We start from the raw sequence: 22451 nt of genomic DNA on the forward strand, positions 1-22451 counted from the left end.
TCAGGAGAAATGGCCAATGAGCAATGTGCCAAGTGAATTGAAATATCGCGATAGTCACGAGTGGGTCCGTAGAGAAGCTGACGGCACTTTCACCGTGGGCATCACTGAACACGCACAGGATCTGCTGGGCGATATGGTGTTTGTCGATTTGCCAGACGTGGGCACAACCTTCGCTGCGGGCGATGATTGCGCGGTTGCAGAATCCGTAAAAGCGGCTTCCGACATCTACGCACCACTGAGCGGTGAAATCGTGGCGGTGAATGACCAGCTAGGTGATTCACCGGAGCTGGTTAACAGCGCGCCATATGCCGATGGTTGGTTGTTCCGCATCAAAGCCAGCGACGAGTCTGAACTCGACGCCATGCTGGACGCCGATGCCTACAAAGCATCAATCGACGAGTAACCGGTAAGCTAAAGAAGGTGGCGCGTGGCGGCACCTTCTTTTTTTGCCTGATTTAATGCCTTTTTTGTCACCCAGCCCGACTCAGGATTTACTGCACATGACTCAGACTCTCAGCCAGCTTGAACACAACGGTGCTTTCATTGAGCGCCACATCGGTCCTACGCCGGAACAACAGGCCTTGATGCTGGAAACGATTGGTGCCAGTTCGCTCTCATCGTTGATCGCATCGATTGTTCCTGCCGACATTCAACTGCCGGGCCCGCCTGCGGTTGGCGATGCCGCGACCGAACAACAAGCGCTGGCCGAGTTGAAAGCCATTGCCAGTCAGAACCAACGCTATAAATCCTGGATTGGTATGGGCTACAGCGCGGTGATCACCCCGCCAGTTATCCTGCGTAACATGCTGGAAAACCCAGGCTGGTACACCGCGTATACGCCATATCAGCCAGAAGTGTCGCAGGGTCGTCTTGAGGCGTTGCTGAACTTCCAGACGCTGACGTTGGATCTGACCGGATTGGATATCGCATCCGCGTCACTGCTCGACGAAGCCACCGCGGCCGCCGAAGCGATGGCGATGGCGAAGCGCGTGAGTAAGCTGAAGAACGCGACAAAATTCTTCATCGCCGATGACATCCATCCGCAAACGCTGGATGTAGTGCGCACCCGCGCAGAAACCTTTGGCTTTGAACTGATCATCGACAGCGCCGACAAAATGCTGGATCACGACGACCTGTTTGGCGTACTGCTGCAACAGGTGGGTACGCATGGCGAAGTTCATGATTACCGTTCACTGATTGCAGAACTGAAAAACCGCAAAGTGGTGGTTAGCGTGGCGGCTGATTTCATGGCGCTGGTGCAGTTAGAAGCACCAGGCAAGCAGGGCGCTGACATCGTGTTTGGTTCTGCACAGCGTTTCGGCGTACCGATGGGTTACGGCGGTCCACACGCCGCCTTCTTCGCCAGCCGCGACGAGCACAAACGCTCGATGCCTGGCCGCATCATCGGTGTTTCTCGTGATGCCGCCGGTAATACCGCGCTGCGCATGGCGATGCAAACCCGTGAGCAACATATCCGTCGTGAGAAAGCCAACTCCAACATCTGTACTTCACAAGTATTACTGGCCAATATCGCGGGCCTGTACGCGGTTTATCATGGCCCGGTTGGCCTTAAGCGCATTGCTTCACGCATTCATCGCCTCACCAGCATTCTGGCGGCTGGCCTGCAAAATGGTGGTTTGAAACTGCGCCACAACAGCTGGTTCGATACGTTGACCGTAGAAGTGGCCGATAAAGCCGCGGTGCTGAATCGCGCACTGAGCTTTGGCGTCAACCTGCGCAGCGACGTGCTTAACGCCGTTGGTATCACGCTGGATGAAACCACCACGCGTGAAGATGTGCTGGCGCTACTGGCCATTCTGCTGGGCGATGCGCACGGGCAGGATATTGACGCACTGGATGCGGCAGTGGCTGCGGAAAACAGCGCGATCCCTGCTGGACAGGTGCGTGAAAGTGAATTCCTGACGCATCCCGTATTCAATCGTCATCACAGCGAAACTGAGATGATGCGTTACATGCACAGCCTGGAGAAAAAAGATCTGGCGCTGAACCAGGCGATGATCCCGCTCGGCTCGTGCACCATGAAACTCAACGCTGCGGCGGAAATGATTCCAATCACCTGGCCTGAATTTGCCGAGCTGCATCCGTTCTGCCCGGCAGAGCAGGCGACGGGCTACTTGCAGATGATTGGTCAGCTGTCGCAATGGCTGGTGCAATTAACCGGTTACGACGCACTTTGCATGCAGCCGAACTCCGGCGCACAAGGTGAATATGCCGGTCTGCTGGCGATTCGCCGCTACCACGAAAGCCGCAATGAAGGCGGCCGTAATGTCTGCCTGATCCCAAGTTCTGCGCATGGCACCAACCCAGCATCCGCGCAAATGGCGGGCATGGCGGTGGTGGTGGTCGCGTGTGATAAACAAGGCAACATCGATCTCGGCGATCTGCGTGAGAAAGCCGCTCAGGTTGGCGAGCAACTGTCGTGCATCATGGTGACCTATCCATCCACCCACGGCGTGTATGAAGAAACCATTCGTGAAGTGTGCCAGATCGTGCATCAGCACGGCGGTCAGGTGTATCTCGATGGCGCCAACATGAACGCGCAGGTCGGTATCACCACGCCAGGTTATATCGGCGCGGACGTTTCGCACCTTAACCTGCACAAAACCTTCTGCATCCCGCACGGCGGTGGCGGTCCGGGTATGGGCCCAATTGGTGTGAAAGCGCATTTGGCACCGTTCGTGCCGGGCCACAGCGTGGTGCAAATTGATGGCGTACTGACGCAGCAAGGCGCGGTTTCAGCGGCACCGTTTGGTAGCGCATCTATTTTACCAATCAGCTGGATGTACATCCGCATGATGGGCGCAGAAGGCTTGAAGCAAGCCAGTTCGGTCGCGATTCTCAACGCCAACTACATTGCTAGCCGCCTGCAATCGGCTTATCCGATTCTGTATGCAGGTCGCGATGGTCGTGTGGCGCACGAATGTATTCTCGACATTCGTCCATTGAAAGAGCAAACCGGCATCAGCGAGTTGGATATCGCTAAACGTCTGATCGATTACGGATTCCACGCCCCAACCATGTCATTCCCGGTTGCCGGCACCTTGATGGTTGAACCAACGGAATCAGAAAGCAAAATCGAGCTCGATCGCTTTATTGATGCGATGCTGGCCATCCGCATGGAAATCGATCGCGTGGCTGATGGCGAATGGCCGCTGGAAGACAATCCGTTGGTGAACGCGCCGCACACGCAGATGGAAATCGTCAGCGAATGGACACATCCGTACACCCGCGAACTGGCGGTCTTCCCGGCGGGCAGCGCCAACAAATATTGGCCAACGGTGAAGCGTTTGGACGATGTGTATGGCGACCGTAACGTTTTCTGTAGCTGTGTGCCAATGAGCGAATACCAATAAATCAGGCTATTGTTAACGCTGATTAATTTAAGGGCCGATTGCGGCCCTTTTGTTTTGGAGGCAAAAATGGATCTGGCTTTGGTTACTGGCGGCAGTCGCGGCATTGGACGCGCCACCGCTTTATTGCTGGCGCAGGCCGGTTATCGCGTGGCGATCAACTATCGACAACGCGCGGACGAAGCCGCAGCGGTGGTAGCAGAGATTGAAGCGCAGGGCGGCAGCGCATTTGCCGTTCAGGCTGATATCGCTGAAGAAGCGCAGGTGCTGCGCATGTTTACCGAAATCGATAATCAAGGCGCATTACGCGTTTTGGTCAATAACGCCGGCATTCTCTTTACGCAGTGTCGTGTTGAAGATCTCGACGCTGAGCGTATTCAGCGCGTGTTCGCTACCAACGTCACCGGCACCTTTATCTGCTGTCGCGAAGCGGTTAAGCGCATGGGAACGCATTACGGTGGCAAAGGTGGCGCGATTGTCAACGTATCCTCGGCCGCATCCCGCTTAGGCGCGCCAGGTGAATATGTCGATTACGCCGCATCGAAAGGGGCGATGGATAGCTTAACCAAGGGCTTATCGCTAGAAGTGGCGGCGCAGGGCATTCGCGTAAACAGCGTACGTCCTGGCCTGATTTATACCGAAATGCATGCCGATGGCGGCGAGCCGGGCAGAGTTGATCGTTTGGCAAGTTCACTGCCGATGGGACGTGGCGGCCAAGCCGAAGAAATAGCCCAGGCGATTGTCTGGCTGGCAAGCGATGCCGCATCGTATGTTACCGGCACCTTTATTGATGCTGCGGGCGGAAGATAAGCCAACCTCCGTAGGGTCGCCATTTTTGGCGGCCCTTGTCAAAATCGCTCTTAATCATTCACACCCATTCACATAATTATTTTAGCGTACATGTGTACACTGAAAATTTTCCTGGTTACTCTGGTTGCGCACAAAAAGCACAATTGCTCCCTCCGTTGTTCAGGAACACACCTACATGGTACAGAACCGAATTATTGCCCAAGGCTATTCATTGGCAGAAGAGATTGCCAACAGCATTAGCCATGGTATCGGCTGCATATTTGGTATCATCGGCTTGGTATTAATGCTAACGCAAGCCATTGAAACACAAGCTAACGTTACCGCGATTACCAGTTACAGTTTGTACGGTGGCAGCATTATTTTGCTTTATCTGGCATCAACGCTTTATCACGCAATTCCGCATCAGAAAGCCAAATACTGGCTAAAAAAACTCGACCATTGCGCCATCTATGTGTTGATTGCCGGCACCTACACGCCGTTTTTGCTGGTGGGGCTGAACTCTCCGCTGGCACAAGGCTTAATGGTAGTGATTTGGAGTTTGGCGCTGATGGGCGTGCTGTTCAAAATGGCCTTTGCTCATCGCTTTGAAGCGCTATCACTGGTGACCTATCTCAGCATGGGTTGGCTATCGCTGGTGGTGATCTACCAGTTGGCAATCAAACTGTCGGCGGGCGGGATATGGTTACTGGCGGCGGGCGGCGTGGTCTATTCGCTGGGCGTGATTTTTTATGTCTCGCGCCGTATTCCTTACAGCCACGCTATCTGGCACGGTTTTGTGCTGGGCGGCAGCGTGCTGCACTTCTGCGCGATCTATTTCTACGTGATGTAACAGAGAAACGGCGGCTCAAGGGCCGCCGTTTTTTTATTCTGCCAGTGAATACGGCAGTGGCTGAATGGTTAATTTGCCACTCTCGTCGCCTTCTACGCGCAGCACGCTATCCGGTTCCAGATCGTTGTTCATCACCACTTGCACCCAGACGCTGCCGTCATCCAACTGCACGCCGCTTAGCACCGTGCCGGTACGACGCCATTTGTCGCCCATCTGCAATTCCAATGAACTATCGGCTTCTGGCACCTTACTGGCGTTGCCAGCCAGCCAATACAGGGCACGCTTATTCGCCCCGCGGAATTTAGCGCGCGCCACCATTTCCTGGCCGGTGTAGCAGCCTTTTTTAAAGCTGATGGCGTCCAGCGCCTGCAAGTTGGTGGCTTGTGGGATTAATTGCGCGCTGGTGGCGGTTTCAATCACCGGAATACCGGCTTCGATATCCAGCGCCAGCCATTGCAGGCTGTCATTGAACTGTGCTTCACCCGCGAGCTTGTCTTTCAGCGCATTGGCTTGCTCAAGCGTGGTGACTAATAGGAAACGTTCGGCGGGCTGTTCAAACCACAGCAGAGTGCTTTCACCTTGCTGCACCACTGGCGTTTTGGCATCCGGCAACGTATCGAACAGATTCGCCAGCGCGGCGCGCGCCTGAAAACCGGCCACGCCCAGCAGCACCGCATCGTCATCCGCCACAATGGTGACTTTGGCGAACACCGCGTACTTCTTCAACTCGGTCAACTGCTGTTCGCGCAGGTTACGACGCACAATGTAGCCGTAGCCTTCGGTGCGATGGAATAAACGGATATTGCTCCACATTTTCCCCTTGGCATCGCAATGCGCGGCCGGGCGGTGTTGCGTCTCGCCCATTGCGGCAACGTCCAGGGTGAGCTGGCCTTGCAGATACGACGTGCTGTCATTGCCCTGCACCTTGACCAGCGCCCATTCGTCGAGCGAAATCAGGGTTAAAGGCAGGCGTGACGATGCAGCAGGCTGGCGAGGTGGAAGGGTAAAAATCGACATGTGTCATTCCTGATTGATGAGGTTATCCAGTTCCCAATGTTAAAAGAGCAGTGTGGCATTGCAACCTGTTTACTGAATTTGGCGCACAAATCGCGTGATGACCTCTGCAATTACAGGGAAGAAGTGCTGTGACATTGCACAGCAATCAGCACTGCGCCTGCAGCGAGAAAAAAAAGCAGGTACACTGAGCCCCACTGTTTTTAGCCATGGAATGAGAGACATGGAAATTAATGACAAAGCCCGCGTTCAATGGGCGTGCCGTCGCGGCATGCTGGAACTGGACATCGCCATCATGCCGTTTTTCAAATACGAATATGATTCGTTGGATGACACGGATAAGCAGGTATTTATTGCGCTATTAAAGAGTGATGATCCTGACTTGTTCAATTGGCTGATGAATCACGGTGAACCGGTCGATCCCGAGTTCAAACGCATGGTGAAACTGATTCAGCAGCGCAATCGTGAACGCGGTCCGGTGGCAATGTAATTTGCGGGCGTCACGCAGTGCGCGCGCACTGAATGTGACGCTGTTTTTGCTGTGCAGCGTATTGCTGCTGAGCCTGAGTTGGCCCGCTGAGTGGGCGTGGGGTAAAGCACCGCTATTAATGTTGTTATGGGCGGAAGGCTGGCGCAATGAACGTCGTTTAGTACAGCGCGCGGGTTGTTTGGCATTGGACGCGCAGGGCGATTGGCTGTGGCGCGGCATGCGCTGGCAAGCCGAGCGTAAGCCAGATTGGTTGCCGTATGGGGTTTTGCTGGTGCTACGTAATCAGCAAGGTCAGCGCTGGCGGCTGTGGTTGATGCACGATAATCTGCCGCCTGCTGAATGGCGAACGTTGCGCGCCTGCTGTTTTCTACGTGATGAACAAACGCTGCCTTAAAACCTGCTGCCGCTCATTTACGCATTAACTGGCATCTGTATGCAGATGCGCAAGAATGCACACCCTACGAAGAACGCGCCAATCCCTTGTAGGGTCGCCATTTATGGTGACCAAAAACGCTTAACTGACAAGTATTTTGCCTTAAAGCAGCGCTGCGGTTTCCGTCAGAATCTGTTCGCACCACTGTTCAACGCGTTCATCGCTCTGTTCGAACTGGTTGACATCATCCAGTGCTAAACCGACAAACTGCGAGCCATCGGCGGTGAGCGGCTTCTTGCTGGTAAACTCATAGCCTTCCAGCGGCCAGTAACCGACAAACTGCACGCCCATCGGCTGCAACAACTCGTGCAGCATGCCCAGCGCATCGAGGAACCATTCGGCGTATTCGCCCTGATCGCCCATCCCGTACAGTGCGACTATTTTTCCGCGCAGATTCAGCGTGGGAATTTGCGGCCAAATCGCTTCCCAATCTTCCTGCAATTCACCGAAATCCCAGGTTGGAATGCCGAGGATCAGCAAATCGTAATGCTCCATCAGCGACGGATCGTCATCTTTCAGATTGTGCAGCGTGACTAATTCTTCACCGATAAAGTCGCGAATCTTCTCCGCCGTCATCTCGGTGTAACAGGTACTTGAACCGTAAAACAGACCGATATTCATGCAATTAATGCTCTGACTTGAACTCACTCGGGCGCAATTGTACCAGAAGCAGGCTACTTTCAGGCATAATGAGCACGATTTCACACGCGGGAGATGACAGTGCAGGACAGCGATCTGATCGAACAGTTTCTGGATGCGCTTTGGATTGAGCGTAATCTGGCGCAGAACACACTCGCCTCCTACCGCCAGGATTTGCAAACGCTCACCGGTTGGCTGCATCACCACGGACGCACGCTGCTGACGCTAGAAGCGTTGGATTTGCAGCAGTTTCTCGCCGAACGTGTTGAAGGCGGCTACAAAGCCACCAGCTCTGCGCGCACCCTCAGCGCCATCCGCCGTTTATGCCAATATTTGTACCGCGAAAAAGTGCGCAGTGACGATCCCAGCGCGCTGCTTTCCGCGCCGAAATTGCCACAACGCCTGCCGAAAGATCTCAGCGAAAATCAGGTTGAACGCTTGCTGCAAGCGCCGAGCATTGATATTCCACTTGAACTGCGCGACAAGGCGATGTTGGAATTGCTCTACGCCACCGGTTTACGCGTCACCGAATTGGTCAGTTTGACCATCAGCGATCTCAGTTTGCGCCAAGGCGTGGTGCGGGTGATCGGTAAAGGCAACAAAGAGCGCCTTGTGCCGTTAGGTGAAGAAGCGGTTTACTGGATTGAATATTATATGGAACATGGTCGTCCGTGGCTGCTCAATGGGCAAACGCTCGACGTGATGTTCCCGAGCCAACGCGCGCAGCAAATGACGCGGCAGACCTTCTGGCATCGCATCAAACACTATGCGACCCTTGCCGGTATCGATAGCGAAAAGTTGTCGCCGCACGTGCTGCGCCACGCATTTGCCACACATTTACTGAACCACGGCGCGGATTTGCGCGTCGTACAGATGTTGCTGGGCCACAGCGACCTCTCGACCACCCAAATTTATACGCATGTCGCCACCGAGCGCCTGCGTCTGTTACATCAACAGCATCATCCGCGCGCTTGAGATGCGGTAACAAGGATTTAAGATGAAAAAGCAGCTTACGATGCTGGCTCTGCTGGTCAGTGCCTTTACTGGATTTGCGCATGCCGATGACAGCGCCATTCAGCAAACCCTGAAGAAACTCGGTCTGGAACAGTCAGAAATCCAGCCATCGCCGTTGCCGGGCATCAAAACCGTGTTAACTGACAGCGGCGTGCTGTACGTCTCTGAAGATGGCAAGCACATGATTCAAGGCCCGCTTTACGATGTCAGCGGCACGCAGCCGATCAACGTCACCAACAAGCTGTTGGACAAAAAAGTCACCGCGCTTGAGCCAGACATGATTGTCTACAAAGCGCCGAAAGAGCAGCACGTGATCACCGTGTTTACCGACATCACCTGCGGCTATTGCCGCAAGCTGCATGAGCAAATGGCCGATTACAACGCGCTGGGCATCACCGTGCGTTATCTGGCTTTCCCGCGTGAAGGCCTGAACGGCCAGGTGGAAAAAGCCATGCGCGCCATCTGGTGCAGCGCCGATCGCAAAAAAGGGTTTGATGCGGCGATGAAAGGCGATGCCCCGCAAATGGAAGCGCCAGCGACCTGCAAAATCAATCTTGAGCAGCAATACAAACTCGGCATCCTGTTTGGCATTCAAGGCACGCCAGCGATTCTTACCGACAGCGGCATGATGATTTCTGGCTATCAGGGACCGCAAGAGCTGAAGCAGGTGCTCGACGGCCAGAAGCGCGGCGGTTAACGCACCGTGATGCATTCTGTTGAATTGCGTCGGCGCGAAGCCGAGACCGACGCCGAATTATCCGCCGATCTCGCGCCATTATTGCGCCGTTTGTATCTGCAACGCGGCGTGAAACTGGCGCAGGAACTGGAACGCGGCGCGAAACATCTGTTGCCGTGGCAGACGCTCGGCGGCATTGAGGCTGCGGTGAAGTTGCTGCATCAGATGCTGCAAGCGGGCAAACGCATTGTGGTGGTTGGCGATTTCGATGCCGATGGCGCGACCAGCACTGCATTAACCGTGCTGGCGCTGCGCAGTTTGGGTGGCAATGTCGATTATCTGGTGCCGAACCGTTTCGAAGACGGCTACGGATTAAGCCCGGAAGTGGTTGAGCAAGCCAAAGCGCGCGGCGCGGAGATGATTCTCACCGTTGATAACGGCATTTCCTCCCATGCGGGCGTGGATACCGCGCACCAGCACGGCATTCCAGTACTCATCACCGATCACCACTTGCCGGGCGAAACCTTGCCAGCCGCCGAAGCGATTGTGAACCCGAATCTCAACGACAGCGAATTCCCTTCGCGTTCGTTGGCGGGGGTCGGCGTGGCTTTCTACCTGATGCTGGCGCTGCGTGCGCATCTGCGGCAGCAACACTGGTTTAACGATGGGCGCGCCGAACCCAACTTAGCCGAGCTGCTGGATCTGGTGGCGCTGGGCACCGTGGCCGATGTGGTGCCGCTCGATGCCAACAATCGCATTTTGGTGTGGCAAGGTTTGAGCCGCATTCGCGCGGGTAAATGTCGTGCCGGTATTCGTGCGCTGCTGGAAATTGCCAACCGCGATGCGCGCCAGCTTGCCGCCAGCGATCTTGGCTTTGCTGTCGGGCCGCGCCTGAATGCCGCCGGTCGTCTGGATGACATGTCGGTTGGCGTAGCGCTGTTGCTCACTGAAGACATCGCGCAAGCGCGCATGCTGGCGAACGAACTCGATGCGCTAAATCAGACGCGCAAAGAGATCGAGCAGGGCATGAAAAGTGAAGCGCTGGCGCTGTGCGATGAGCTGGAGCGACAACACACCGATCTGCCGCTTGGTCTGGCGTTTTACCATCCGGAATGGCATCAGGGCGTGGTGGGAATTTTGGCCTCACGCTTGAAAGAACGTTTTCATCGTCCGGTGATCGCCTTTGCACCCGCCGGTGACGGCACGCTGAAAGGTTCTGGTCGTTCGATTGCCGGATTGCATCTGCGCGATGCGCTGGAACGTCTTGATACGCTCTATCCCGGCATGATGATCAAGTTTGGTGGTCACGCGATGGCGGCGGGTTTGTCACTGCAAATCGAGAAGTACGACGAATTCCGCCAGCGTTTTGCCGATCTGATTGATGAATGGCTGGATGGCGAAGCGTTGCAGGGCGTGATTTGGTCGGACGGTGAACTGCACGCGCAGGAGTTTACGCTGCACACCGCCGAAATGCTGCGTGAGGCCGGTCCGTGGGGACAAGCGTTCCCGGAACCGGTATTTGACGGCAAATTCAAACTGCTACAACAGCGCTTAGTTGGCGAGCGTCATCTCAAAGTGATGGTCGAGCCGCTGGGCGGCGGCCCGTTGTTGGATGGCATTGCGTTCAATGTCGATACCACGTTGTGGCCGGATAGCAGCGTGCGTCAGGTGCAATTGGCGTACAAATTGGACATCAACGAGTATCGCGGTAATCGCTCGGTGCAGCTGATTATCGATCACGTTTGGCCGCTGTAATTCTCGCTCAAATCGCGCCGCTACAAGTTATGCACGCATCCGTAGCGGCGCGATTTATCGCGTTCTTATGACCTTAAATCAAAAACTCACATCCACGCCGCCGCGCAGCACTTTCTCGTCACCGTGCTCGGCGAAATGCTGATCGGCACGCAGGAACAGCCGCGCGCGAGCCGACTGCGCCACATCCAACCGCACACCTAACCACTGCGAACGACGATCAAGCTGCATGCCCGGAATGGTAAAGCTGTTCTGCTCGCCACCGAAACCGCTCCAGCGCGCGCTGACATCCATTGACGGATTGTTAAACGCGTACTGATATTCGCCGTACAAGCTCAACATGCTCCACCAACCGGCCGACCAATCCTGGCGCGCGCTGACGCTCAAACCGCTGTAACCGACGCTGCGACGATAGCTGTCGCCGTCGCCATTTAAGCCGAACGCACTGCCTTGATCGGCGAATGCACCGGTTTCCAAACCCGTTTCGCGCCAGCCGAGATAGGGCTCCAGCCGATAATTGTCATCCAGCGTCCAGCGATAGCCGCTTTGCAGCGCCGCTTGCCAGCTGTTGCTGCTGCTGGAAGAGGAAACCGGCGTGGCTTCATCCAGCAACACCAAACGCTTGAGTTCGTTGTTGCCGTGTTGATAGCTGAGATTGCCCTGGAAATACCATTCAGGCGTCACATCAAAGCGACCATACAACATCGCGCCTTGCAGACGATCGCGGCTGCTGCCGCCGGTTTCGGCGTAAGTGGAGTCGATCTGGTTTTGCGTCCACGCGATGCCCAAACGCAGGCCTTGCACGCCGAAATCGCTATCTACACCCAGCGCAGTCAAGGTGTTGCGATAATCGGTGCCGAGATAGCCATCCTGATCCAGTGATCCGCGCAGCTGGCCGCTCTCCAGCCAGAAGCCGTAACGCTGATCGGCGCTGGCATCGGCGATGCGGTTGTTCAACAGGCGTGATTGATAATCGAGCGCGTTAAACAGCACGGCATTGTTAGATGCATGAGCCTGACCAGAAAGGGAGTTGATGGCGCTTTGCGCGCTGCTGACATCCGCCAGCGTCTGAAATGCACCCGCCGCGCCGAGGGCAGATTGCTGCGTGCTGCTCAGCGAGCTTTGCTGTTGCCAGTTATCCGCCACGCTAAATGCCTGCTCCAGATTCGCTGCCGTTTGCTGCGTGCTGGCACCGCTCAAGCCCATCGCCGAGGCCGCTGCGGCGGTGTTTTTTCGCGTCAGTTGGCCGGTGACGCTGTTGGCGCTGTAACTCACCGAACCATCGAGGAACACGCCGGTGTTCACCTGACTAAACTGGCCGCTCACACCGTTGCTGCTGGTAAGCAGCGTTTCCTGTTGTTTCACCACATAACTTGATGATGGCGGCGCGAGATTCAACGTGCCATCCAGCATCGAATGTCCGGCGACGCGCAGCGGTCTATTCAGCGCGATATTCAGCGCGCCGTTACTTGCCTGCTGATAATCACCTTGCACCTGCAAACCGCCATTGACCGCACCTTGGTTGACAAGATTGCCGCCAATTTGCCCTGAACCGCCCAAGGTGCCGCTGCCGCTGACGTTGGCATTCCCGGCAATCGCGCCATCAATCAGCAAGGTATTGGCCGACACGCTGGTTTGGCCGAGGTAGCTGTTGTTGCCGGTTAATTGCAGCACGCCGCCATTGTTCGCGCCATCCAGCACCAAACCGTGATCGCCGCTGATGGCATTGGCAAACACATAACGTCCGGCATCAAGGCTGGCGTGGAAATCGTTGGCCCAGAACATCGCCGGACCATTCAGCGCTTTGGCTTGATTGAGATCGCCCCAGCCAAAGGTATCGTTGTAAGGCCGACCGTTGGCGCTGTCGGCAACGTTGTTATAGGCATCACTACGATAAGTAGCGGTGGTGAGCAGCGTTTGCTGCACGTTGTAGCCGCTCATCCACGGGAAGCGTTGCAACACTTGCGAAGCGGCGGCCGTGGCGCGTGGTGCAGCGAACGACGTGCCATAACTGCGTGCGCGCACCCAGCTGCCATCGGAATTTTGATAGAGATAATCGGTATAGCCTGGCGCGCTCAAACACCATGCGGCGGCGTTGCCACAGGCATCAAACGGCCCGGTCATCGCCGGACGATTTGCCGCATCGTTGGCGGTATTTGGCATAATGCCGGTCACCGCCAAAATATTATTCTTCAGCGCACTGTCCTGATAAATCAGCGGGATTTGCGCGTTCGGGGAAGGTGTTGCTGTACCGCCATTGCCGGTGATCACCACCGCTAAACCATCTGCCGCCTGGATATTACGCAAGCTGCGATACAAGGCTTGATAGCTCGGTTGAGCATTGATCAGCGCTTGTTGACTGGTCAGGCGATCGGTCGAAGCAAACGACATGTTGATGATGCGCACGCCCTGGCCGAGCAAGCCGTTCACCGCGCGTTCGGTGTCATCATATTGGAAGATATTATTCTGCGAACCTTGCGCCACATACAGCGCGCTACTGGATGACAAACCGAGCAGCGTCAGCGCCACCACGCTGCCGTGGCCGTTGATACCCTGATTATCATTCAGCGTGTTGCTGCCGCCTGCGATATAACTGGCAAACTGCACGTTGGCGTAATTGATTTCGCTGTGACCGGGCGACAGGCCAGAATCAATAATGCCGACTTTGCTGGCATTACTGGTCACGCTGGGCTGTGAAGGGATTTGTGGCTCATTGACGGTCGGCGCGGGCGACGAACTGCCGCCACCACTTCCGCCACCGCCACCTCCGCCACCACAAGCGGCGAGTAACAAGGGAATTAACACAGCAAGCAAGCGCGGGGAAGTGCGCAAACCTGGAATGGTCATCAATGCTCCTTCATGTCTCTCAGGACATGTCGAGCCCGCTCACGTTAACGGGCGTTGCGTAGTGCGTCATTCCTTGTCTCGGGTAATGCGTTCCTGGCGGGCGTGGTGACAAACGGTGCGGACGTTAGCGTTGTCCAGAGTGAGATAGTCACCAGGCGAAAATGATAAGAGGCGAGCGGGCGAAGTAATGGCCTGAATATCACTAGATTGCTGGCGTTAATCGAGACACGTCTGCTTAAAAACAGGAAATTTCTCAGGCAGGATTATTGGCGATATTTCTTTTTAAATCATGATGTTTAATGGCGCTTGCTGGCATTTATTGATTGGTATTTGTAGGAATTTTCTTAAGATGATTCTGTCACACCAGGCAGGCGGCAGCGCTTTTAGGAAACCGCAAACGCTGCGGCTTTCCAGTAATCATGAAAATATTTTTTCTTTCCCCTCACGCGTGCAGTGTTCGGCCGCGTGCAATGCTACAAACTGCGCCTGGTTTCGGGTAAACTAGCGCGTTAGTTTTTATCTCCTTTCACCGAATCGTCAAAAAAGACTGAAAAGCCATGTTTGAAATTAATCCGGTCAAAAATCGTATTCAGGATCTCACCGAGCGCAGCGATGTTCTTCGGGGGTATCTTTGACTACGATGCTAAGAAAGAACGCCTCGAAGAAGTAAACGCCGAGCTGGAACAGCCGGACGTCTGGAACGAGCCAGAACGCGCGCAGGCGCTGGGTAAAGAGCGCTCCTCATTGGAAGCGGTGGTGGACACGTTGGATCACATGCGTCAAGGCCTGGAAGATGTGCAGGGCTTGCTGGATCTGGCGGTAGAAGCCGACGACGAAGAGACTTTCAACGAAGCGGTTGCCGAGTTGGATGCGCTGGAAGTGAAACTGGGCGAGCTGGAATTCCGCCGCATGTTCTCTGGCGAATACGATAGCGCCGACTGCTACATGGATATTCAGGCCGGTTCCGGCGGCACCGAAGCGCAGGATTGGGCCAGCATGCTGCTGCGCATGTATCTGCGTTGGGCCGAAGCCAAAGGCTATAAAACCGAAATTATCGAAGAGTCAGACGGTGAAGTGGCCGGTACTAAATCCGCCACCATTAAAATCATCGGCGACTACGCGTTTGGCTGGTTGCGTACCGAAACTGGCGTACATCGCCTGGTGCGTAAGAGCCCGTTCGATTCCGGCGGTCGTCGTCATACTTCATTCAGTTCGGTGTTTATCTATCCGGAAGTGGATGACAACATCGATATCGAAATCAATCCGGCCGATCTGCGTATCGACGTCTATCGCGCCTCCGGTGCGGGTGGTCAGCACGTCAACAAAACCGAGTCTGCGGTGCGTATTACCCACTTGCCGACCAACATTGTGGTGCAGTGCCAGAACGACCGTTCCCAGCACAAGAACAAAGATCAGGCCTTCAAGCAGTTACGCGCCAAGCTGTACGAATATGAGATGCAGAAGAAAAACGCGGACAAGCAGGCAGCGGAAGACAACAAATCTGATATCGGCTGGGGCAGCCAGATCCGTTCTTATGTTCTCGACGATTCGCGTATCAAGGATCTGCGCACCAGCGTAGAAACCCGCAACACCCAAGCGGTGCTGGATGGCGATATCGATCGTTTTATCGAAGCAAGTTTAAAAGCAGGGCTATAAGGAACCGACATGTCTGAACAACAACCGCAGAGCGCTGATGCCGCCCTTGAGTTAAACAACGAACTGAAAGCGCGTCGCGAAAAACTCAGCGCGCTGCGTGAAAAAGGCGTGGCGTTCCCTAACGATTTCCGCCGTGACACCACATCCGATCTGCTGCACGCCAGCTACGATGCCAAAGAGAACGAAGAGCTGGAAGCGCTTGGCGTGGAAGTGAGCGTGGCGGGTCGTATGATGACGCGTCGCATCATGGGTAAAGCGTCATTCGCCACCTTGCAAGATGTTGGCGGCCAGATTCAGATCTACGTATCACGTGACGATCTGCCAGAAGGCGTCTACAACGAGCAGTTCAAGAAGTGGGATCTCGGCGATATCCTCGGTGCGCGCGGTAAGCTGTTCAAGACCAAAACCGGTGAACTGTCGATCCACATCACCGAACTGCGTCTGCTGACTAAAGCACTGCGTCCGCTGCCGGACAAATTCCACGGCCTGGCCGATCAGGAAACCCGTTATCGTCAGCGTTATCTCGATCTGATCTCCAACGACGATTCGCGTAAAACTTTCAAAATCCGTTCACAAATCATGGCGGGTATCCGTCAGTTCATGGTGAATCGTGACTTTATGGAAGTGGAAACGCCGATGATGCAGGTGATTCCAGGCGGCGCATCTGCGCGTCCGTTTATCACCCACCACAATGCGCTCGACATCGATATGTACCTGCGTATCGCGCCAGAGCTGTACCTGAAGCGTTTGGTGGTTGGCGGCTTTGATCGCGTGTTCGAGATCAACCGTAACTTCCGTAACGAAGGTATTTCGCCGCGTCATAACCCAGAGTTCACCATGATGGAACTCTATATGGCGTATGCGGATTACAAAGATCTGATCGAACTGACCGAAAGCCTGTTCCGTACCCTGGCGCAGGACGTATTGGGCACCACTGAAGTGCCTTACGGTGATCACAGCTTCGATTTCGGCAAGCCATTCGAGAAGCTCACCATGCGTGAAGCGATCAAGAAATACCGTCCGGAAACCGACCTCAACGATCTGGAAGACTTCGATAAAGCGGTGGCGATTGCTCAATCGCTGCACATCAAAGTCGAGAAGAGCTGGGGCCTCGGCCGCGTGGTAACTGAGATCTTCGAAGAGACCGCTGAAGCACATCTGATTCAGCCAACCTTCATCACCGAATATCCGGCTGAAGTGTCACCGCTGGCGCGTCGTAACGACGAGAACCCAGAAATCACCGATCGCTTTGAATTTTTCATCGGCGGACGTGAAATCGGTAACGGCTTCTCGGAGCTGAACGATGCGGAAGATCAGGCTGAGCGTTTCCTGCAACAGGTAAATGCTAAAGAGTCTGGCGATGATGAAGCGATGTTCTACGACGAAGATTACGTCACCGCGCTGGAACACGGTTTGCCACCCACTGCCGGTTTGGGCATTGGTATCGACCGCATGGTAATGCTGTTCACCAACAGCCACACCATCCGTGACGTGATTCTGTTCCCGGCGTTGCGTCCAACCGGTAAGTAATTCTCTCCGCTCTCCTGTAGGGTCGCCATTCATGGCGACCTTTTTTATTCCCGCTATGCCAACAAAATTCCTGATGACAACCCGGCACGCTCTGTGCAGGATAGTTTTTTTATTTTCAGGGAATCACCATGAGTGCAAAAGCGGCAACGTTAGAGGGCCGGATACATCAGCACTGGGATCAACTCTCCAGCCACGAACAGCGTTTGGCTGATGTCCTGCTCGCCGCGCCGGGGCAACTGGCGATGAACACCGCCACCGAACTGGCCAACAGCGCGGGGGTCTCCAAAGCTACCACCACGCGTTTCTTCCGCCATCTGGGTTACGAAAGCTATGAAGCTGCACGTCGTCAGGCACGCGAGATGCAAAGCAGCGGTTCACCGCTCTATCTGCAAGCCGCGCCCAGCGCTTCGCCGCTCGCCAGCATCATGCAGCAGCATCTGGAAAAAGAGATCGCCAACCTGGTCAACAGCTATCGCACGCTGGATAGCGAACAACTGCAACAAGCGGTGAGCGCCATCAGTCAGGCGCGTCGCGTGGTAGTAATGGGCTGGCGTCATAGCCAAACCATCGCGCAGTTGATTTACCGCGATCTGGTGCATATCCATTCCGATGTCCGTTTGCTGCCGCGTCCCGGTGATTCGCTGGCGGAACACATGGCCGCACTCACCGCTGAAGATGTGGTGATTTGCGTCGGATTGCGCCGCCGCATGCCCGCGCTGGAAGCGGCGATGAACGCGTTATCAGAACGTAAAGTGCCGATGCTGTATATCGCCGATGTGCTGTCCGGCAAACCGGCGCGTCATGCGCAATGGGTAATTCGCTGCCACACCGACAGCAGCTTGATCTTCGACAGCACCGCCGCGCTGTCTGGCGTGTGTAATCTGCTCTGTTCATTAGTGGCCCGACAAATGGGTAAAGCCAGCAACGATCATCTGGCGCAAATCGAAGCGCTGCACCAATCCCTCGACGAACTCGAATAATGCGCTGTACTGGCGCATTGTGCGCCAGAAGATTCACCAAAATAGTGCAAACCTCTTTCACTCTCTGCCTCATGATCTTCCCGCATTCACGCTATATGAAACCTAAGAAATAAAATATCAAATCCAAGAAACAATTGTTTCTTGTTGATTCTATTCATTAAGTGAGCAATTGCGAGGTACCTCCCTGGTGAGGGATGAAAAAACTGGCACAAAATATGCTCTATAGAAAAAGACATTTCACCAACACCAGGGAAACACCATAATGAAAAAAACAGCACTGCTGATTGCCGCACTTCTCTCCGTTGGCACCTTGGCGCAGGCGCAAGCCGATACGCTGGCCGACATCAAAAGCAGCGGCAAAATCACCGTTGGCATCGATCCAACTTTTCCTCCATACGAGTTCACTGACGACAAAGGCGAGATCACCGGCTACAGCGTGGCAATCATGCAATCGTTCGCCAAAGATCTCGGCGTGAAACTGGAGTTTCAGAAAACCGCCTTCAGCGGCATCTTGCCGGGCCTGATTTCTGGCTCGTTCAACGCCGAAGGTTCTTCCCTTAACGTCACCGCCGAACGCGCGAAAAAAGTGCTGTTCACCGTGCCATACAGCAAAACCGTCAACGGCGTGCTGGTGCGTGAAGATGCTGCCAAAACGTTCAGCGGCAAAACGCTCAGCCCGGAAAGTTTGTCTGGCCTGCGCGGCGCAGTGAAAACCGCCAGCGTGCCAGAGCAATTGCTTAAAGGCTTCAACGAGCAGTTGAAGAAAGAGGGCAAGAAACCGATCACCATCATCAACGTGGATTCACTCGATCAAACCGTCAGCACCTTGATGACCAAGCGCGCCGATTTCGTCTACGACGACATTTCCGTGTTAGCGCCAGTGGCGAAGAAATACGCCGGAAAAGTGGCACAGGTCGGTGAAGTTGGGCCGTCGCAGTGGATGGGTTGGGCGACGCGCAAAGAAGATGGCAGCCTGAACAAAGCCATTAGCGATCATATCCTGGCAATGCAGAAAGATGGCGAGCTGACCAAGCTGCAACAGCAGTATCTCGGCACCACCTTTACCGTGCCGGCCAGCGACTTCATCCCTCAGGAGTAATTATGTGCCAGTCCACCAACCTGACGGTGCCTGCGGGCTTTGGGAAAACTTTCCGCGTACGCAAAGGCCAGTTTATTACCGTGATTGACAGCGAAGGGCAGCAGGCCGCCGATTTCGTGGCGGTCAATGCAGACGACCTGAATGAAAAGCTGTCGCCGGTACACACGCGTCAGCAGTTACGTTCGCTGTTCTTCAAACCCGGCGATGCGTTGTGGTCGAGTGAAAATCGCCCGATGCTGCGCATTCTCGCCGACAGCATTGGCATTCACGATGCCAACGTACCGGCCTGCGATCGCACCCGTTTCAGCGTTGATTTTGGCGTCGACGGGCATCGCAACTGCGTCGATAACTTACTGGAAGGGATGAAAGCATTTGGCGTGACTTACTTCTCGCTGCCAGAACCGTTCAACCTGTTCCAGAACGGCCCGGTCACCGCCGATGGCCGCATGGAAGTGACCGATCCCAACAGTAAAGCTGGCGACAGCATCACCTTTGAAGCGTTGTGCGACCTGATTTGCTCGGTGTCATCCTGCCCGCAGGACATCATTCCGGGCAACGGTTTGCAAGTGACGCCAATCGATATCGTGGTCAGCGACCATTTTCACGCACAGGAGATCAATCATGCTGTTAATGCGTGAAAATTATCAGGAAACCGCGCTGCGTACCCAAGCCGAGACGGTTGAGATTGCGCCCGGCAGCGTGGGATCGATTCGCGTGCTGCGCGGCCAGTTACTGCGCATCACGGCATTAGGCGATGGCGCGGTGGCTTCGCTGTTTGGCTTTAGCCTCGCCGATCCGGCGGTGTGGCTGTCGGTGCACCACACGCGGGTATTCAGCAACAGTTACCTGCTCGGTTCCGGTATGCGTTTGGTCAACAACCGTCGTCGTCCGATGATGGTGCTGGGCAAAGACAGCGTGAAGCGTCACGACTTATTGTTGCCCGCTTCGACCAGCGCGTTTCTGGCTGAACGCGGCTATCAAGGCCAGGGCTGCCTGGAAGCGGTAAGCGGCGAGCTGGCGCGCCTCGGCATGGTAGTGCCGAAGTTGCCGGACCCGATCAATCTGTTTATGCACGTCAAACTGACGCGCGAAGGCGATATTCTGCCGGAAACTAACCTGACCAAAGCCGGTGACAGCATTACCTGTCGCGTGGTGATGGATACGCAGTTCATCGTCTCCGCCTGCAACACTGGCATTGAAGGCAACGATCAGCCAGCGCCATTGCAGTTGTCGGTGGCGGAAAACCTGTACGACTTTAACGCGGAGTAACGCATGGGGCTGGATCAACAGGTAGTGGCCGCGCTGCCGGAACTCGGACACGGCCTGCTGATGACGTTGGCGCTCACCGTGCTGGCATCATTAGTCAGCGTGGTGATGGGGCAGCTTGGCTGCTTCCTGCAACTGCGTCGTGCCTGGATCTGGCGAGCCATGGGTCGTGCATACGTCAGCGTGATGCGAGGAACGCCCGCCATCGTGCAGCTATTTGTGGTGTTCTTTACCTTGCCGCGTTTGGGGCTGGGGGGACAGCCGATGTTGGCCGCCGTGATCGCCATCGGCCTCAACAGTGGCGCGTATGTGGCGGAAATCCTGCGCGTTAACCGCAGTTTGGTGACGCGCGGGCAACTGGAGGCCGCACGCACGCTGGGATTGAGTCGTTTCCTGACGTGGTGGTACGTGATCAATCCACAAGTGATGCGTGCCAGCCTGCCAATGCTGGTCAATGAATTCACTATCTTGCTAAAAACCACGCCGCTGGCGTCGGTGGTGGCGCTCACTGAATTGACCTACGCCGGACAAATTGTGATTGCCCGCACCTATGAAGCTACGCAAGTGCTGCTGCTGGTGGCGGCGGGATATCTGCTGATTGCCATGCCACTGATTGCTGCGGCGCGTCGTCTCGAAGCAAAACGGAGGTTGGCGTAATGGATTGGCAGGCAATCATTAGTTCGTTGCCGTCGCTGGCGGACGGTTTAGTCGCCACGTTGCAACTGTGCATTATCGCCGCACTGTGTTCGCTGGCGTGGGGCGCACTGCTGGCGATGTTACTGATGCGCGCGTCGCCGTTCTGGCTGCGCTTGCTCAATCTTTACAGCGGCTTAACGCAGGCACTACCGCTGCTGGTGGTGATCTATCTGCTCTACTTTGTGTTACCGGAATATGACATCACGCTGTCGTCGCCGGTGGTTGGCGTGCTGGCGCTCACGCTCTATTACGCGCCGTATATCGCGCAGGTGATTCGCTCGGCGATTGATGCGCTGCCGAAAGGGCAGTGGGAAGCGTGTCGCGTGCTGGGATTGAGTCGCCGCGAACAGTTGCGCGATGTGGTGCTGCCACAAACGCTGCCGCAGATGTTGTCGCCGCTGGTCGGGTTGATGATCGGATTGATTAAAGACTCGGCGCTGCTGTCGATTGTCTCGGTGCAAGAGTTTATGTATGCCGCCAAACAGGCGATTTCGGATACCTACGCGCCGCTGGAGATCTATCTCACGGTGGCGCTCTGTTACTGGCTGCTCAATAGCGTCATCGATTGGTTGGCGCGCGGCCTTGAATCTCGCATGACGCGCTATCGTCGCGCCATGCAGCATTAATCAGGAGAACAACATGTCGGCTGAATTTCAGCATCGAGAAGCGATCACCATCCCGGCGCGCTACGGCAAAGCCGTGCGCTTGAAGAAAGGCGAAGCGGTGCAGGTGATTAACACCCACGGTACGCAAGTGGTGGATTGTTGGGCCTATAACGCCGAGAACGTCAGTGAATACATGTGTATGGAAGCGACGCGGGTGTGGAATCAGCGCCTCAATCCTAAAGTCGGCGACAGCTTTATCACCAGCCAGCGCCATCCGATTTTAACCCTGGTGGCAGATACTTCGCCCGGCGTGCACGACACCTTTATGGCAGCGTGTGACGCGCGCCGTTATGAGCTGTTGGGCTGCACCGAGCCGCATCGCAACTGCCACGACAACTTGTTCGAAGGCATGAGTGAACTGGGCGTCGCGCTGCCACACGGCAATCTGGCGTCGTTTAATATTTTCATGAACATTCAGGTGCAGCCGGACGGCATTACCTTGAAGACGCTGCCGGTGGTGACCAAGCCCGGCGACTACATTGTGTTGCGTGCCGAGATGGATTGCTTCGTGGCGTTCTCTGCGTGTCCGCAGGATATCGTCAGCATTCAGGGGCAGGGCGACAACACGCCGCGCGATGCTGAACTGCGCATTTTGACCAGCGGCTTCCCACAGGTGCAGTTGCAGGGTGCGTGGGTTCCAGCGTGATTTGTAGGGTCGCCATTCATGGCGACCTTGCTAAACAT

At 55.4% G+C, this 22451-nt stretch carries 21 protein-coding genes; 18 read left to right on the forward strand and 3 right to left on the reverse strand.

Translation table 11 applies throughout. From position 1 onward, the window contains the following. Window positions 1–16: 16 nt before the first annotated feature. The 4 genes from gcvH (at window position 17) to trhA (ending at window position 5010) form a co-directional block, all read left to right on the forward strand. Window positions 17–403, forward strand: a complete 387-nt coding sequence (gene gcvH, locus ACPUC7_RS06785) for a glycine cleavage system protein GcvH (protein ID WP_494922266.1) — start codon at window positions 17–19, stop codon at window positions 401–403. Between the two features lie 97 nt (window positions 404–500). Next, entirely contained in the window at window positions 501–3374 is a 2874-nt protein-coding gene (gcvP, locus tag ACPUC7_RS06790) for an aminomethyl-transferring glycine dehydrogenase (RefSeq protein ID WP_494922267.1), read from the forward strand. A 66-nt stretch (window positions 3375–3440) separates the two neighbouring features. After that, entirely contained in the window at window positions 3441–4181 is a 741-nt protein-coding gene (locus ACPUC7_RS06795; RefSeq protein WP_494922268.1) for an SDR family oxidoreductase, read from the forward strand. Window positions 4182–4356: 175 nt separating this feature from the next. Further along, window positions 4357–5010, forward strand: a complete 654-nt coding sequence (trhA, locus tag ACPUC7_RS06800; protein ID WP_343552419.1) for a PAQR family membrane homeostasis protein TrhA — start codon at window positions 4357–4359, stop codon at window positions 5008–5010. A 33-nt stretch (window positions 5011–5043) separates the two neighbouring features. On the opposite strand, the gene ygfZ is transcribed toward trhA, so the two are convergent. After that, the gene (ygfZ, locus tag ACPUC7_RS06805; protein WP_494922269.1) at window positions 5044–6027 is read right to left on the reverse strand and encodes a tRNA-modifying protein YgfZ; all 984 of its coding nucleotides are present in this window, start codon (window positions 6025–6027) and stop codon (window positions 5044–5046) included. Between the two features lie 220 nt (window positions 6028–6247). Here ygfZ and sdhE point away from each other — a divergent pair, with 220 nt between their 5' ends. Beyond that, on the forward strand, window positions 6248–6514 hold the full coding sequence (gene sdhE, locus ACPUC7_RS06810) for an FAD assembly factor SdhE (RefSeq protein WP_343552417.1): 267 nt from the start codon (window positions 6248–6250) through the stop codon (window positions 6512–6514). Then, window positions 6489–6908: a protein YgfX gene (locus ACPUC7_RS06815; protein WP_494922270.1), complete on the forward strand. Its 420-nt coding sequence runs from the start codon at window positions 6489–6491 to the stop codon at window positions 6906–6908. The genes sdhE and ACPUC7_RS06815 overlap by 26 nt, the downstream gene beginning before the upstream one ends. Window positions 6909–7049: 141 nt before the next feature. Here ACPUC7_RS06815 and fldB read toward each other — a convergent pair whose 3' ends face one another. Then, window positions 7050–7568: a flavodoxin FldB gene (fldB, locus tag ACPUC7_RS06820; protein ID WP_494922271.1), complete on the reverse strand. Its 519-nt coding sequence runs from the start codon at window positions 7566–7568 to the stop codon at window positions 7050–7052. A 93-nt stretch (window positions 7569–7661) separates the two neighbouring features. On the opposite strand from fldB, the gene xerD reads away from it, so the two are divergent. From xerD to recJ, 3 genes are read left to right on the forward strand one after another with little or no spacing between them, the layout of a single operon-like run. Further along, window positions 7662–8561, forward strand: coding sequence for a site-specific tyrosine recombinase XerD (gene xerD, locus ACPUC7_RS06825; RefSeq protein ID WP_494922272.1), 900 nt, complete (start codon window positions 7662–7664; stop codon window positions 8559–8561). 22 nt (window positions 8562–8583) lie between these two features. Continuing rightward, entirely contained in the window at window positions 8584–9297 is a 714-nt protein-coding gene (dsbC, locus tag ACPUC7_RS06830; protein ID WP_494922273.1) for a bifunctional protein-disulfide isomerase/oxidoreductase DsbC, read from the forward strand. Window positions 9298–9306: 9 nt separating this feature from the next. Further along, window positions 9307–11031: a single-stranded-DNA-specific exonuclease RecJ gene (gene recJ, locus ACPUC7_RS06835; protein ID WP_494922393.1), complete on the forward strand. Its 1725-nt coding sequence runs from the start codon at window positions 9307–9309 to the stop codon at window positions 11029–11031. 78 nt (window positions 11032–11109) lie between these two features. Here the strand turns inward: recJ and ACPUC7_RS06840 are convergent, their stop codons facing one another. Continuing rightward, on the reverse strand, window positions 11110–13875 hold the full coding sequence (locus ACPUC7_RS06840) for an autotransporter domain-containing protein (protein WP_494922274.1): 2766 nt from the start codon (window positions 13873–13875) through the stop codon (window positions 11110–11112). 557 nt (window positions 13876–14432) lie between these two features. Between ACPUC7_RS06840 and prfB the strand changes: the two genes are divergently transcribed. From prfB to ACPUC7_RS06885, 9 genes are all read left to right on the forward strand, one after another. Then, a protein-coding gene (gene prfB / locus ACPUC7_RS06845; protein ID WP_343552411.1) for a peptide chain release factor 2 occupies window positions 14433–15531 on the forward strand; the annotation gives its coding sequence in 2 pieces (ribosomal slippage) (window positions 14433–14507 and window positions 14509–15531; 1098 coding nt in all). Window positions 15532–15540: 9 nt separating this feature from the next. Further along, window positions 15541–17061, forward strand: coding sequence for a lysine--tRNA ligase (lysS, locus tag ACPUC7_RS06850; RefSeq protein WP_494922275.1), 1521 nt, complete (start codon window positions 15541–15543; stop codon window positions 17059–17061). Between the two features lie 128 nt (window positions 17062–17189). Continuing rightward, a complete protein-coding gene (locus tag ACPUC7_RS06855) occupies window positions 17190–18041 on the forward strand; it encodes a MurR/RpiR family transcriptional regulator (RefSeq protein WP_494922276.1) in 852 nt (283 codons plus the stop codon). Window positions 18042–18303: 262 nt separating this feature from the next. Beyond that, window positions 18304–19140: a transporter substrate-binding domain-containing protein gene (locus tag ACPUC7_RS06860; RefSeq protein ID WP_494922277.1), complete on the forward strand. Its 837-nt coding sequence runs from the start codon at window positions 18304–18306 to the stop codon at window positions 19138–19140. Window positions 19141–19142: 2 nt separating this feature from the next. Continuing rightward, complete coding sequence (locus ACPUC7_RS06865) at window positions 19143–19778, forward strand: DUF1989 domain-containing protein (RefSeq protein ID WP_494922278.1); 636 nt, start codon at window positions 19143–19145, stop codon at window positions 19776–19778. Next, complete coding sequence (locus tag ACPUC7_RS06870; RefSeq protein ID WP_494922279.1) at window positions 19762–20409, forward strand: urea carboxylase-associated family protein; 648 nt, start codon at window positions 19762–19764, stop codon at window positions 20407–20409. Before ACPUC7_RS06865 ends, ACPUC7_RS06870 begins: the two co-directional genes overlap by 17 nt. A gap of 3 nt (window positions 20410–20412) precedes the next feature. Further along, on the forward strand, window positions 20413–21063 hold the full coding sequence (locus tag ACPUC7_RS06875) for an amino acid ABC transporter permease (RefSeq protein ID WP_494922280.1): 651 nt from the start codon (window positions 20413–20415) through the stop codon (window positions 21061–21063). Continuing rightward, complete coding sequence (locus tag ACPUC7_RS06880) at window positions 21063–21728, forward strand: amino acid ABC transporter permease (RefSeq protein ID WP_494922281.1); 666 nt, start codon at window positions 21063–21065, stop codon at window positions 21726–21728. The genes ACPUC7_RS06875 and ACPUC7_RS06880 overlap by 1 nt, the downstream gene beginning before the upstream one ends. 13 nt (window positions 21729–21741) lie before the next feature. Then, window positions 21742–22413, forward strand: coding sequence for a DUF1989 domain-containing protein (locus ACPUC7_RS06885; protein WP_494922282.1), 672 nt, complete (start codon window positions 21742–21744; stop codon window positions 22411–22413). Window positions 22414–22451: the final 38 nt, after the last annotated feature.

Source organism: Pantoea sp. CFCC18179 (genome assembly GCF_059412405.1).

Bases quoted from the DNA above. Each gene is read 5' to 3' on its own strand.
- ygfZ (WP_494922269.1), bottom strand. From the start codon at position 6,027: ATGTCGATTTTTACCCTTCCACCTCGCCAGCCTGCTGCATCGTCACGC.
- ACPUC7_RS06885 (WP_494922282.1), top strand. From the start codon at position 21,742: ATGTCGGCTGAATTTCAGCATCGAGAAGCGATCACCATCCCGGCGCGC.
- ACPUC7_RS06875 (WP_494922280.1), top strand. From the start codon at position 20,413: ATGGGGCTGGATCAACAGGTAGTGGCCGCGCTGCCGGAACTCGGACAC.
- xerD (WP_494922272.1), top strand. From the start codon at position 7,662: ATGACAGTGCAGGACAGCGATCTGATCGAACAGTTTCTGGATGCGCTT.
- ACPUC7_RS06880 (WP_494922281.1), top strand. From the start codon at position 21,063: ATGGATTGGCAGGCAATCATTAGTTCGTTGCCGTCGCTGGCGGACGGT.
- ACPUC7_RS06870 (WP_494922279.1), top strand. From the start codon at position 19,762: ATGCTGTTAATGCGTGAAAATTATCAGGAAACCGCGCTGCGTACCCAA.
- ACPUC7_RS06860 (WP_494922277.1), top strand. From the start codon at position 18,304: ATGAAAAAAACAGCACTGCTGATTGCCGCACTTCTCTCCGTTGGCACC.
- lysS (WP_494922275.1), top strand. From the start codon at position 15,541: ATGTCTGAACAACAACCGCAGAGCGCTGATGCCGCCCTTGAGTTAAAC.
- ACPUC7_RS06840 (WP_494922274.1), bottom strand. From the start codon at position 13,875: ATGACCATTCCAGGTTTGCGCACTTCCCCGCGCTTGCTTGCTGTGTTA.
- dsbC (WP_494922273.1), top strand. From the start codon at position 8,584: ATGAAAAAGCAGCTTACGATGCTGGCTCTGCTGGTCAGTGCCTTTACT.
- sdhE (WP_343552417.1), top strand. From the start codon at position 6,248: ATGGAAATTAATGACAAAGCCCGCGTTCAATGGGCGTGCCGTCGCGGC.
- ACPUC7_RS06865 (WP_494922278.1), top strand. From the start codon at position 19,143: ATGTGCCAGTCCACCAACCTGACGGTGCCTGCGGGCTTTGGGAAAACT.
- recJ (WP_494922393.1), top strand. From the start codon at position 9,307: ATGCATTCTGTTGAATTGCGTCGGCGCGAAGCCGAGACCGACGCCGAA.
- gcvP (WP_494922267.1), top strand. From the start codon at position 501: ATGACTCAGACTCTCAGCCAGCTTGAACACAACGGTGCTTTCATTGAG.
- fldB (WP_494922271.1), bottom strand. From the start codon at position 7,568: ATGAATATCGGTCTGTTTTACGGTTCAAGTACCTGTTACACCGAGATG.
- ACPUC7_RS06855 (WP_494922276.1), top strand. From the start codon at position 17,190: ATGAGTGCAAAAGCGGCAACGTTAGAGGGCCGGATACATCAGCACTGG.
- ACPUC7_RS06795 (WP_494922268.1), top strand. From the start codon at position 3,441: ATGGATCTGGCTTTGGTTACTGGCGGCAGTCGCGGCATTGGACGCGCC.
- trhA (WP_343552419.1), top strand. From the start codon at position 4,357: ATGGTACAGAACCGAATTATTGCCCAAGGCTATTCATTGGCAGAAGAG.
- gcvH (WP_494922266.1), top strand. From the start codon at position 17: ATGAGCAATGTGCCAAGTGAATTGAAATATCGCGATAGTCACGAGTGG.